Annotated in this window: 10 protein-coding genes; 5 read left to right on the forward strand and 5 right to left on the reverse strand. The window is 41.5% G+C overall.

Features of this window, described 5'->3' with window-relative positions; genetic code table 11:
* Positions 1-41: 41 nt before the first annotated feature.
* The gene (locus NFU46_RS15390) at positions 42-932 is read right to left on the reverse strand and encodes a TraB/GumN family protein (protein ID WP_251602976.1); all 891 of its coding nucleotides are present in this window, start codon (positions 930-932) and stop codon (positions 42-44) included.
* Between the two features lie 54 nt (positions 933-986).
* The gene (locus NFU46_RS15395; RefSeq protein ID WP_251602978.1) at positions 987-1,181 is read right to left on the reverse strand and encodes a hypothetical protein; all 195 of its coding nucleotides are present in this window, start codon (positions 1,179-1,181) and stop codon (positions 987-989) included.
* Between the two features lie 277 nt (positions 1,182-1,458).
* Between NFU46_RS15395 and NFU46_RS15400 the strand changes: the two genes are divergently transcribed.
* Positions 1,459-1,704 carry a hypothetical protein gene (locus NFU46_RS15400; RefSeq protein WP_251602980.1) on the forward strand — a complete coding sequence of 82 codons (246 nt, stop codon included), beginning with the start codon at positions 1,459-1,461 and terminating at the stop codon, positions 1,702-1,704.
* Between the two features lie 14 nt (positions 1,705-1,718).
* Here the strand turns inward: NFU46_RS15400 and NFU46_RS15405 are convergent, their stop codons facing one another.
* Both NFU46_RS15405 and uvrA read right to left on the reverse strand, forming a co-directional pair.
* Positions 1,719-2,774: a hypothetical protein gene (locus tag NFU46_RS15405; protein WP_251602984.1), complete on the reverse strand. Its 1,056-nt coding sequence runs from the start codon at positions 2,772-2,774 to the stop codon at positions 1,719-1,721.
* A 12-nt stretch (positions 2,775-2,786) separates the two neighbouring features.
* Positions 2,787-5,606: an excinuclease ABC subunit UvrA gene (uvrA, locus tag NFU46_RS15410; protein ID WP_251602987.1), complete on the reverse strand. Its 2,820-nt coding sequence runs from the start codon at positions 5,604-5,606 to the stop codon at positions 2,787-2,789.
* Positions 5,607-5,768: 162 nt separating this feature from the next.
* Between uvrA and NFU46_RS15415 the strand changes: the two genes are divergently transcribed.
* The 3 genes from NFU46_RS15415 (at position 5,769) to NFU46_RS15425 (ending at position 9,861) form a co-directional block, all read left to right on the forward strand.
* Complete coding sequence (locus NFU46_RS15415) at positions 5,769-7,136, forward strand: MFS transporter (RefSeq protein ID WP_054552792.1); 1,368 nt, start codon at positions 5,769-5,771, stop codon at positions 7,134-7,136.
* Positions 7,137-7,156: 20 nt separating this feature from the next.
* Positions 7,157-7,849 carry a single-stranded DNA-binding protein gene (ssb, locus tag NFU46_RS15420; RefSeq protein WP_251602990.1) on the forward strand — a complete coding sequence of 231 codons (693 nt, stop codon included), beginning with the start codon at positions 7,157-7,159 and terminating at the stop codon, positions 7,847-7,849.
* Between the two features lie 311 nt (positions 7,850-8,160).
* Complete coding sequence (locus tag NFU46_RS15425) at positions 8,161-9,861, forward strand: EAL domain-containing protein (RefSeq protein ID WP_251602993.1); 1,701 nt, start codon at positions 8,161-8,163, stop codon at positions 9,859-9,861.
* On the opposite strand, the gene NFU46_RS15430 is transcribed toward NFU46_RS15425, so the two are convergent.
* Complete coding sequence (locus NFU46_RS15430; protein ID WP_405030681.1) at positions 9,858-10,757, reverse strand: 1-aminocyclopropane-1-carboxylate deaminase/D-cysteine desulfhydrase; 900 nt, start codon at positions 10,755-10,757, stop codon at positions 9,858-9,860. The genes NFU46_RS15425 and NFU46_RS15430 overlap by 4 nt on opposite strands.
* Positions 10,758-10,995: 238 nt before the next feature.
* Between NFU46_RS15430 and NFU46_RS15435 the strand changes: the two genes are divergently transcribed.
* Positions 10,996-13,023 carry a formylglycine-generating enzyme family protein gene (locus tag NFU46_RS15435; RefSeq protein WP_251602996.1) on the forward strand — a complete coding sequence of 676 codons (2,028 nt, stop codon included), beginning with the start codon at positions 10,996-10,998 and terminating at the stop codon, positions 13,021-13,023.
* The last annotated feature ends 68 nt before the right edge of the window (positions 13,024-13,091 follow it).

Genomic DNA, 13,091 nt, shown 5'->3' on the forward strand with positions numbered 1-13,091 from the left:
AGATAAGTGCGGCAGCGGTTTTGTCTGTTTTTTCCATTTTATTACTCCTCATCAGCGCTCAACTGTGCAATCACGTAGCCTTTACTTTCTAACAAGGCTAATAGGCTATCTTCACCGGCCAAATGAGCAGCGCCAACAAGTACCAACTCTTTTTGCTGGTCAGTAAAGTAATGCTCAATATGATTAAGCCAATTCAAATTACGTTGCTTAATGAGTATTTGGTAGGTGAGGGGATCATGTTGTTTTAATGGCATGATAGTTAGCTCATTCATTGCGTGCATATCGCCATTGCGCCATGCATCAAGCATTGCACTGTAAAGCGCTTGGTAACTTGATACTTGCGCTAACTGCGACTGAATAAAGGCATTTTCGTCTTGGTTGCCTAATTGCTTAAAAAGGTGTAATTGAAAAGCCAAGGTTTCAAGGTAAACTAATTCTTTGTTGTCTTGTTGGGCTCGCTTTGCGAAATAGCTATCAACACCTTCACCGAAAAGCTGATGCTTTTGTAGCTCTAGCGACATCATCAGCAAACTCACCAAAAAGGGGCGAAAGCTATCTAGCTCATTGAGCTGCATACCGTAGCTGTTTAGTTGTTGTTCTAATTGATTTTTTACTTCTACTGATAGCTTACTACTTAATGTTTCACCAGTTTGGTAACTTAGTGCTTTAAGCATAGTAAGTTGTGCTGAGCTATTACTTGGCGCTGGCATATCGGCTTCAAGTACTAGGGTATCAGCTTGTTTATATGCTTGATTAAATTCAGCCGGTAGCGGTAGTTCTTTTGGTGGTAAAACATGAATTGAACCCGCAATATATATAAATTCATCACCTTTACTTACCTGCCAAACGGCACTTTTTGCAGTACAAATACTCGTTGTTAACAAGCATGATGCAGCAATTGTTGAGAGCAGTAATTGAGTTAGTTGTTTCATTCTTTTAGCCTGTTAATTGAAAAAGCTTGCCCAATGTTCTGGGCAAGCAGAGCATTACTTGTTGAGCTTAAGCTCAATTTGGTGATCTATTTTATTATTCATTTGTTCTATAGAGGCTTTGATAGATGTCTCTAATTGCTGGTTTAGTTTTTGATTACCTTTTTCGCTATTAAGCAAGGTATTAGGTGCTGTAATAACGAGTGCATTGACTGTCAGTATTGACATCATTTTTAAAACTGAATTGCTCATAATGTAACTCCCTTAATTGGTTGATTGGTTTTATCAACGAAGCAAAGTTGGTTGGTGGCCCGTTGATGGAAACTACAATAGCGAGGAAAGTTGCTTGAGTCGCTTATCTAGTTCTAAGCGATTTATATATAAGGTTTTAAAATGTTAATTTAAATATTTTCAATAACTTAAGTGTAATTCTTATGAGAGGAAATAAGGTTTTAAATCATTTTATTTTTGTGTTTTTGCCTATTGATGATAATTTGAATGTAGCAAATAGGAACTTGGAGGTTTTGATATGGGTTTTAAAGTAAAACATTATGCGGCTAAAACTGTACATGCGAATAGCTCATTGGAATGGGAGCTAATCTTAACTGAGCTTATCATTGGTAGCCTTTGTGCTGCATTCGCAAAGATCGGCTATGATGCTACTATGTTACTTATTTTTATACCTAATTTAGTAATCGCCTTAGTTTGCTTTGGTTTTATTGGGCTTTCGATATTTCATTTCATAAGAGAAAAGCGCAGTAAGCCAAGCGAGTAATATTGATTGCTGCGCTATTTTTCTACAGGGGTAACGCCTGGCGAGTCACAAGCAATGACTTCAAATCGATAGCCATACTCAGCATGGTGATCAGGGGTTACTTGCACTATTTCGTAATCATTCAGCTCAACGGCTTTACTGTTTTCTGCTTTTAAACAGCGTGAATAGTTATCGGCTTCAAAGCTGTAAGCAAACATCGCAATTAAACGTTTGCTACGCTCAAAGTAACCTTTGGTATCTAAAAACTGACGAAGGTTTTCGGCGGTTTCGCTGTCACCTTCTATATTGACGTCTTGGTTAGGGGCTGAGCTTTCTTCACTTTCAGGAAGTTGTTGCTCAAGCTTTTCACCGAGTTGTTCGACTGCTATTTGCTGCTCTTCACCAGATTCTTTGGCAATGACTTTGCTATCCAAAAAGGTGCTAACCATGTTGTCGAGCACTTCTTCAGGTGGCTTATCATCAAGAAACGAAATTAGGTTAATAAATACCACTGATGCTAAAACAAAGCGCACGATGGCAGTTAATAGAGGTGAGTAGCTTTGGCTTATAAATTTAATTCGCTCAGAGCCAAATGGCTTTATTAGTAATAAAATAAAAATGTAGAAAGGTAAAAAAAGTTGAAATAACAATAAAGTACCTAGGGTTATTCCCATTGCCCAAGGGGGTAAATATAACAGGGTGGCAAAGTTATGGGTGTAATTAAAGTGACTAGCTGAGACATGAGTTACATCATTAACTATGCCGCTCGCACCGGCCAACACAAAATTAGCGATACTGGCATAGAAGATTAAAATTAGTGCTTTGCCGGCAAGCGAGTGCCAAAGTTGGTTAAACTTGGGCCAAAATTCAATAACAAGCGCAATAATGGTGATGGTGGCACTTAACCAGCCCGATTGCAGAACAATCAGGCTGCTTAATGCTAAAAGATAGAGCTTTTGTGCGGTACTTAAGTTAAACCAAATGGCTTGTAATCGTTCAACCAGCCTCGTTTTATGAGGCTGCCAGCTACGTTGCTGTTGTTGAAACTGTTTATTAGCGCGCCATTTTGCAATTTTTAAATACCTACGCACGCAATATCCTTTTTATAGTAGTGGTTTTAAGTACCTTCCTGTGTGTGAACGCTCACACTCGGCAACGTCTTCAGGTGTACCAGAAATTAAAATTTCACCACCGCCAGAGCCACCTTCTGGGCCTAAGTCGACAATCCAGTCTGCGGTTTTGATCACATCAAGGTTATGCTCAATAACAACAATGGTATTACCGTGATCGCGTAAGCGGTGAAGTACTACTAATAATTGCTGAATATCAGCAAAGTGTAAACCCGTAGTTGGTTCATCAAGAATATATAAGGTTTTACCGGTATCACGTTTTGAAAGTTCGCGAGCCAGTTTCACACGCTGCGCTTCACCACCGGAGAGGGTAGTAGCAGCTTGACCTAAGCGAATATACGACAAGCCTACATCCATTAAGGTTTGCAGTTTACGTGCAATAGCCGGAATTTTATCAAAATAGTCACGGGCATCTTCTACGGTCATTTCGAGTACTTGGTGAATGTTTTTACCTTTGTACTGTACTTCAAGGGTTTCACGGTTGTAGCGCTGACCTTTACATACATCACAAGGTACATACACATCAGGTAAAAAGTGCATTTCTACCTTGATCACGCCATCACCTTGGCAGGCCTCACAGCGACCACCTTTAACGTTAAAGCTAAAACGACCGACCTTATAGCCACGTGAACGGGCTTCTTGAGTACCCGCAAATAGCTCTCGAATACCGGTAAAAATACCGGTGTAAGTGGCAGGGTTTGAACGCGGAGTACGGCCAATCGGGCTTTGGTCAATATCAATCACTTTATCAAAATGATCTAGGCCCTTGATTGACTTATACGGTGCCGCTTCTGCGGTAGTTGCGCCATTTAACTCGGTATGAGCCAGCTTAAATAAAGTGTCGTTGATAAGCGTCGATTTACCTGAGCCTGATACACCTGTGATACAGGTCATTAAGCCAAATGGAATACGTAAATCAACGTTCTTTAAGTTGTTACCTGTGGCACCAAATAACTCAAGCCATTTGTCGGTAGTTTGATGGCGAGCCTCAGGTACTTCAATTTTCTTTTCGCCAGAGAGGTACTGACCCGTGATTGAATCTTTGCTAGCTAGAATATCGTCATGGGTACCTTGTGCAATAACATGGCCGCCATGAACACCGGCACCCGGGCCGATATCGATAATATGATCCGCAGCGCGAATAGCATCTTCATCATGCTCAACCACAATGACGGTGTTACCTAAATCGCGTAAGTGAATAAGGGTTTTTAGTAGGCGGTCGTTATCGCGTTGGTGCAAACCAATTGAAGGCTCATCCAGTACGTACATAACACCAACAAGACCTGCACCAATCTGACTTGCTAAACGAATACGCTGCGCTTCACCACCAGACAGGGTGTCGGCACTTCGCTCAAGTGATAAATAATTAAGGCCTACATTAATTAAGAAAGATAAACGATCGCGAATTTCTTTGAGAATTTTTTCGGCGATTTGTGCGCGCTGACCAGTTAGATTCAAACCATCAAAAAATGCCATGCTTTCACCAATACTCATTGTGGTGATAGCTGGCAGGTTTGTTTGGCCAATAAATACGTGACGAGCTTCTTCGCGTAATCGAGAGCCATGACAGCTCGGACACGCTTGGCTTGTTTGGTATTTAGCAAGCTCTTCGCGAACTGAGTTTGACTCGGTTTCACGGTAGCGGCGATTCATATTATTTAAAACGCCTTCAAACTCATGGTTACGCGTAATTAAGTCGCCACGGTCGTTACGATAGTTAAAGGCAATTTTAGTTTTGCCAGAACCTTCTAGAATCACCTTTTGCGCATCTTTACCAAGTTCTTGGAAGGGCACTTCTAGGTCAAACTTATAATGCTCTGCGACAGCTTGCAGCATTTGGAAGTAATAAAAGCTGCGTTTGTCCCAGCCTTTAATTGCACCACCCGATAAGCTTAGCTCAGGATTTTGCACAACACGGTTTGGATCAAAATACTGACGCACACCTAAGCCATCACAGCTTTGACATGCACCCGCCGGGTTATTGAACGAGAATAAGCGCGGCTCAAGTTCACTCATGGCATAGCCACAAGTAGGGCAGGCAAAATTAGCAGAAAACAGCATGTCTTCGCTGAGTGAGTCGTCCATTGCCGCTACATGGGCAATACCACCTGATAGCTCAAGGGCCGTTTCGAATGATTCAGCTAAGCGCTGTTGTTGGCCATCTTTTACTTTAAAGCGGTCAACCACGACCTCGATAGTATGCTTTTTATGAAGCTCAAGGGTCGGTGGATCTGATAAGTCACAGACTTCGCCATCGATACGGGCACGAATAAAACCTTGGCTTGCGAGTTGCTCAAGCAGCTTAACATGCTCACCTTTACGATCTTTTACCACAGGTGCTAATAGCATTAGCTTACTACCTTCTGGTAGAGCTAAAACCGTGTCGACCATTTGGCTGATAGTTTGTGCTGCTAGCGGTAAGTCGTGAGTAGGGCAGCGTGGCTCACCTACACGGGCAAATAATAAACGTAGGTAATCGTAAATCTCGGTAATAGTACCGACCGTTGAACGCGGGTTATGTGACGTTGATTTCTGTTCGATAGAGATAGCTGGCGATAAACCTTCGATGTGATCAACATCGGGTTTTTCCATTAGCGATAAGAACTGTCTTGCATACGCTGACAGTGATTCAACATAACGACGTTGCCCTTCTGCGTACAAAGTATCAAACGCTAAAGACGATTTCCCTGAACCAGATAGGCCAGTGATAACTATCAGCTTATCACGGGGAATGGTTAGGCTGATGTCTTTTAAATTGTGCGTACGGGCGCCTCGGACTTCAATGTTTTCCATGCTATCTCGTTTTATTACCTAATTATTTTTTCAGTATCTCATAATACGCGATAAGATTAATCCTTGATCAAAGAAAAAATCATCACTTACAGGTGATTATTTAGTTTTCGCTTGTGGTAGAATCCACGCTCAAATTTTAATAGACAGCAAGATCAGTAATTCATGACAGCATCTTCACTCAACTCTCGAGAAAAACGCGCTGCCGTTTCGTTGGCGAGCGTCTTTGCATTCCGTATGCTTGGCCTATTTATGCTGATGCCAGTATTGGCGATTTATGGTCAGCAATTAGAAGGGTTTTCGCCGCTTTGGATTGGCTTTGCTATTGGTGCTTATGGTTTAACGCAAGCCGTACTGCAAATCCCTATGGGTTGGTTGTCTGATAAAATTGGTCGTAAAAAAGTGATTATTGGTGGCCTTTGTGTGTTTGCACTTGGCTCTGTTATTGCTGCAACCGCAGAGTCTGTGCAAATGGTTACGCTTGGGCGTGCACTACAAGGCATGGGGGCGATTGCCAGTGCCTTATTGGCGCTTGCTTCTGATTTAAGCCGTGATGAACAACGTCCGAAAGTTATGGCCGTTATTGGTATGTGTATTGGTATGAGCTTTGCCGTTGCTATGCTACTAGGGCCAATTGTTGCTGCATCGTGGGGAGTTGCTGGGGTATTTTGGCTTACTGCAGGACTGGCCATTTTAGGTATTTTAATAGTGTTGTTTTTGGTGCCAAATGCTGTCAATAAGGCGCCAAAAGGTGACACACTTGCTACCCTTGATGATATTAAGCAACTAATTAAACATCCACAATTAGCACGCCTTGATTTTGGTGTGATGCTGCTTCATCTTACATTAACTACCGTATTTGTAGCCTTACCAGGCCAGCTTATAAAAGATGGCTTAGTTGCAGACCACCATTGGTATTTATATATACCTGTACTGTTTTTAGCGTTTTTCTTGATGGCACCAATGATGATTGTGGCGATTCGTAAAGAAAAAGAAAAACAAGCCTTTATTGGCTCAATCGCACTGCTTGTTTTAAGTATGCTTGCGATGTCGTTATGGGTTGATTCGGTGATTGGCATCGGTATTTGTATGTTGGTTTACTTTATTGCTTTTAACTTTTTAGAAGCAACCATGCCAGCACTTGTTTCGCGTATTGCTCCTGCAAACCAGAAAGGTTCTGCGATGGGAGTATTTTCATCTACGCAGTTTTTTGGAGCCTTTTTAGGTGGTTTATTAGGGGGTTACGTAGCTCAAGCATTAAGTGCGCAAGCAGTGTTTGCGGCGGCGGCACTTGTTGGGGTAATATGGCTTATCCTTGCTTGGAATATGCAAGTCCCACCAAGAAGTAAAATAATTAGCTTAATGACTGAATTAAGTTCAGAGCAGCAGGCACAAGCGCTTGCTTCTCGTCTTGTTGCTTTACCGGGCGTAATTGAAGCAACGGTTGTCTGTGATGAAAATCGCAGCTATTTAAAGATTAATGATAAAGAATTTGACCTAGACCAAGCACGCAAAGTGGCTGGTTTAATCTAACGTTTTATAGGAGAAGTTCCATGGCACGCGGTGTGAACAAAGTTATCTTGGTTGGTAATTTAGGCCAAGATCCAGAAGTACGTTATATGCCTAATGGCAATGGCGTAGCGAATATCAGCATTGCTACGACAGATAGCTGGAAAGATAAAAACACAGGGCAAATGCAAGAGCGTACTGAATGGCACCGTGTCGTGTTATTTGGCAAACTAGCAGAAGTTGCTGGTGAGTACCTTCGTAAAGGTTCACAAGTGTACATTGAAGGTCGTTTACAAACGCGTAAATGGACTGACCAATCAGGCCAAGAAAAGTACACCACAGAAATCGTGGTAGATATGGGCGGTCAAATGCAAATGTTAGGTGGCCGTGGTGGCGATCAACAGGGGGGCGGCTATCAAGGTGGTCAATCACAAGGCGGTTACCAAGGTGGTCAACAGCAAGGTGGTGGTTACGGTGGTGGCTCACAACAAGCACAAAGCAATAATAGCTATGCTCCACAGCAACAGTCTGCGCCAGCACAGCAGCAACAGCGTCCACAACAGCAATCTGCACCACAACAACAAAGCAATAACCAATATGGTGGCGGTTATGGTCAGCAGCAAAGCAGCGCACCTCAACAAGGCGGTTTTGCTCCTAAACCACAAAATGCCCCACAAGGCGGCGCATCAAACCCAATGGAACCACCAATCGACTTTGATGACGATATCCCGTTCTAATTCACAGTATATTTAAGATTGTAGATTAAATTTCTACCTACAACCCCTTTAAGTGTTTGAAATATTTTAAACCCAGCCTAGTTGCTGGGTTTTTTATTTGCCTAATACTTCGTTATCACTACTTTTACTTGAGTAGTTACATTTACAAAATAATTCTCATTAACTGTTTTTGCTAGGTGTTTAAAATTACAAAACTTTTGACAGCGCTGGTTCTAGGATATTTCTGATATTGCTTTAAATCGCCCTGTAGCCTTGTATTTATGGGGTTCTTGAACAACACTTTGTATATGTTTAAGCAACTAACCTGTGAAATGAAACGAGACTTAGCTTCACAAATAAAGCAACCGGTGGCCATCTATGTGGCGGCCGCTTTTTTGCTATTAGTTGTTTTTAATATTTTCTTAAGTGATGTGTTGCACGACAAAGTTCATCGCACCGGTACTGAGCTTGCCAAGCAAGTGTATGAATTAAACCTCGACCCGATTGCCTCGCAAGATATTATTGCTACCTTAGTTAAAAGCCAAGGCTTTGCAATGAGCGCTAGTGATGTACCACATAACTTTGCAAACTTTATCGACTTAGAGCAAGAGGTATTTAGCTATAAAACGGTTAATTTGCGTTTATTTCATTGGCCTTCTTGGTTGGTCGAAAGTCACTTATTTATTTTCCTAAATTTAATATTGCTTGGCACTGGGTATTGGGGTTTCCGCTGGTGGAAAAAAATGTTCAAGCAATTGGCAATAACAGAAAAACCGCTGAGCAAACCATTTGAACAATTAAACACTCAGGTTACAGCCAAGAAAGTTGCATCACCTAAACCATTAGGTCATCAGGATTTAAATATTTTGTATGGTGTGCCAACAAACTATAACCATTTATTTGCGCTATTCTTTTGGAAGAACCCTTTCCCTGCTAACCTCGACGTTGATAATTACTTTAAGTTAGTCATTGCAAAAGGGTTTGGTGAACTTGTAAATCGCTCTGTGAAATTATTGCCATCGGGTGGTATTGCCGTGACCTTAAACAGTGTGCCTGCCACCGAAGTTGATAAATACACTAAGCGATTACATCAGGTTATATATCAAGCTTGTTTAAATTATCGTAGTGACTTGTCTCGTGCTGATATAAAAATTGGTGTGTGTAATTACCGCACAGGGGCTGATCAGGCCGTGGTTTATCAGCTTACTAAATCAGCATTAGCGCTGGCGAAACAAAGTGCTTGGCAGCACATTCATCGCTTACCCTTTGGTCATACGCAGTCAAGCATGCTTGCTGATAGTAAAGAACACCTATTTGAGTACATTAAGAAAAAACATTTTATGTTGTTTTTTCAGCCTTTGTTCGACTTACAAACAGGCGATATTTTACAGCATGAGGCGTTGATCCGTATTCGCCACAAGAGTTTAGGCTTGCTTGCGGCTCGGCATTTTATTCCTCATATGAGTAGTAAAAAAGATGTCTTGTTATTGGACCAAACTGTGATTTCTCAAGTGAAGAAAATGCTGCTGAACGAAACGGGCTCATTAACGGTGAGTATAAACTTACACGCAATGAACTGGTTTAATGACGAGTTTTGGCTGTGGTTTAAACAGCAAATGGAAGGGTTTAATAGCGCAGACAAATTGCAATTTGAACTAAGCGAAGACGATTATCTAAAACAGCATAAAAAGCTCAGTGCACAGTTTGAATGTTTAGAGAAACTGTCTGCTGGTATTGTTATTGATAACGTGCGTAGTGTAGAACATATAGCAACTTATAGAAATATCAAAAATATATGCAGTATTAAGTTAGCATTTGAACTGATACACAATATAGATACCAACACCCAACAGCAAAAAATTGTAAAGCAAATAATTTCTAAGGGTACTGAGCTAAACTTTCCTGTTTATGCGGTTGGAGTAGAAACACAGAACGAACTTGCGACCTTAAAAAACCTAGGGATCATTGCGGCTCAAGGCTTTTACTTTGCTGAGCCATTGCAAAAACTGGCGGATATTACACCTTACAGCTAGTCAATTAGCCCTCGGTACTTAAGGCCATCTAACCCTTGTAGCCCACCAGTATGAACTGCAATGATATGCGTTCCTTCACTAAAGTAACCTTGCTCTATTAATTGCCAAACGGCATAGAGCATTTTGCCGCTGTAGATTGGCTCAAGCGGGATTACGTGCTGCTCACTAAAGGTTTGGCAAAATTGCCACAAGTCATCGCTAAACTTTCCGTAACCACCATCATGAAAGTCGCAAAGCAGCTGCCAGTTTTGTTGCTGATTTGCTTTATTACTTAGCTGCTTTATCTCATCAATTAAGTAGTGCGCTTGCTTTAGTACTGCGACACCTAACAGCTTTGTGTGTTGTGGTGCACCTTCGATTAAACCTGCTAGTGTGCCGCCACTACCAGTTGGGCAAACAATCACATCAGAGCTTGGTAGGCTTTGCGCTAATTCTTTACAGCCTAAAAGTGCGGCTGTGTTAGTGCCGCCTTCTGGCAATATGTAGGCATTCGGAAACTGCGCTTGTAACTGTGCTAAATACGTTTGGTCGTGCCTTAAGCGGTAAGTAATTCGATTTACTGGGTGTAAGCTCATACCGCATTGCTTTGCGTAGTTGAGTGTTGGATTTGCTTCGTCTAGCTCAGGGCCGCGAATAATACCGTGGGTTTTAAAGCCAAATAACTTACCTGCAGTTGCCGTGGCATGAATATGATTTGAAAACGCACCACCAAAAGTGAGTAGTTCAGATTTACCCTGTTGCTGCATAACATCTAAGTTAAACTTTAGCTTACGCCATTTGTTGCCACTAATTTGCGGATGAATAAGATCATCTCGCTTGATGCTCAGCTGAATTTTACATGCAGCTAATAAGGGGTGATGAATTGTTTGTACTGGTGATTCAAAAGAGCTATTCACGGCATTAATTTTCGTAAAAAAACACGTCTTATTGTAGCAAAGTCGTCTTACAGATAGAAATTAGTCAATTAAACCAAAATGATTTTGTTATTTACTGGCATCAACTAAGGTAATAGATGTAAACTCAGATAATAATTGAACAAAGCTTGTGTTTTGCCTTGCAAGTACATAGCATAAGAGTTTAATTATAAAAAAATAATAATGACCAAATAATTGCCGCTTTTTGGGAATGGAATATATGCGAATTGCTCCTTTATCTCTGTTAATTTCAGTTAGTTTGCTAGCAACTAGTGCATTTGCACAAGATACTGCTACGGTAACTGGCATTCAATCAGAGATCAGTAAAAAACAAGCCGAATACGATAACTCGACCCTAATCCTCGAAAAACACCTAAAAGAAGAAAGTCAGTTACAAAAACAACTCGAATTATTGCGCGCCCGCTCAACTGAGCTAGATAAAGAAAAAAACCAAGCGTTAGATGCAATGAACGAGATGTATCGCCGACTTATTGATGACCCAACTCTTGATATCAGCAATGCGCAGTCGCGCTATCAAAAAGCTGTGGTTGATCACAAACAAAACAAAGATGATATTTCGATGCAATTGGCGGCAATTGCTTCACATAGAAAAGACATTGAGCAAATTCGTGTATCAAAGCACACCCAGTTAAACACCTTAGAAAGTTTAAAAGAGCAGTTAGCAACGGCACGTGTTGAGCGTTTACGTAACGAATTCACTCGTGAAGGCACATTAGAGGTTAATCACACGATTAACTGTAAGCGCACCGAAACACTTGCTGCCTGTGAACAACGTGGCCAACAAATGGGCTTACAAAAAGCCACTAAACGTTTTGTAGACCAGATTTTTGCTAACTTAACTGAAGAGCGTTTGGTTGAGCCAAAACGTAACCTTGCCGGTGCACAAGTTAAAATTTTAAGTAGCCACGTCGTGAACAGCGCGTTCAGTGGCCAAGGTAACTATAACGTAAACTTAAGTGTGACGATGCGCGGTGATGTAAACAGCAGCCGTTTATGTAGCCTACTTAATTTAGATAATCGTTTTTGTGCTGACTATGGCACACCACTGGCTGGTAATTTTCAGCCAAGCTACGGCACTACCTATTCAGATAGTCAGTTAACATTCAGTGACTCTCAGGATAATGGGCAGGTGGTATCGGTTTCACGTATGAGTGAGCAACCAGTAAGCGATTATTCTGTAAAAAAGCCAATAAAGGTTGAACCATTACCTGATCTAAAAAAATCTAAAATGGTTGAATTAACACTGCGTTCAAATGTTTATGACGACGAAGTGTTTATTGATGGTGTTAGCTATGGTGCAACTAGGTTAACGACATCATTACCAAAAGGTTTTCATGATATTGAAATTCGCAAACGTGGCTACAAAAGCTATAAAGCGCGAATTGATCTGCGTAAAGCACAAACCATTAATGCAAACCTAGTTAAAGTGCCAGAGCCTGTTGTTGCTGAAGTGACTGCGGCACCAGAGCAACCTGTAACAGCACCTGTTGCAAGTATTGTTAATAAAACCAGTTCTGCCAGCATTGTAGTTATTCCCGCTGGTAAATTTAAGATGGGTGACATTAACGGCAATGGGTTAGCGAATGAACGCCCAGTGGTAGAAAAAACCATTGCTAACTCATTTGCAATGCAAAGCAAAGAAGTAAGCGTTGGTGAGTATGAGCAATTCGTTGCGAATACCGGCTATAAAACAGAAGCAGAAAAAGATCGCGGCTGTGCGTATTACTTAAATGGCGAACCAGTGTGGGAAGCAACCTTAAACTGGCGCAACCCAGGCTTTGATCAAGAAAGTGATTTTCCGGCGGTTTGTTTAACTTACAACGATGCCAAAGCGTATGCCGATTGGTTATCGGGTCAAACAGGCCAGCTGTTTCGTTTACCAAATGAGGTTGAGTGGGAATACGCTGCACGTGCAGGTAAAGAAACTGAATACCCTTGGGGTAACGAAATTGGTAAAAATTTAGCGAACTGTGGCTGGTGTGGTAGCGAATGGTCAAACAAGAGCGCTGCACCAACAGGGTCGTTTTCTCCTAACGCATTTGGCCTATACGATACAGTAGGTAATGTGTGGGAATGGACAAACAAAAAGTCAGGACAGTCTGATGTGGCTGTTCGAGGCGGTGCATGGAACTTTGCTCCTAGCCTAGCACGCGTATCAACGCGCTTAATCTTAGCGCCAGATTTTCGTGCAAACTATATCGGTTTCCGTTTAGTACGCGAACGATAAGAATTTAAAAAGGAAGCAATGGATGCTTCCTTTTTTAGCATTTTAATTAAAGCAGTTGCGCTTTTTCA

The organism is Pseudoalteromonas sp. NCCP-2140, assembly GCF_023708065.1.
In the GTDB taxonomy this organism is placed as follows: Bacteria; Pseudomonadota; Gammaproteobacteria; order Enterobacterales; family Alteromonadaceae; genus Pseudoalteromonas.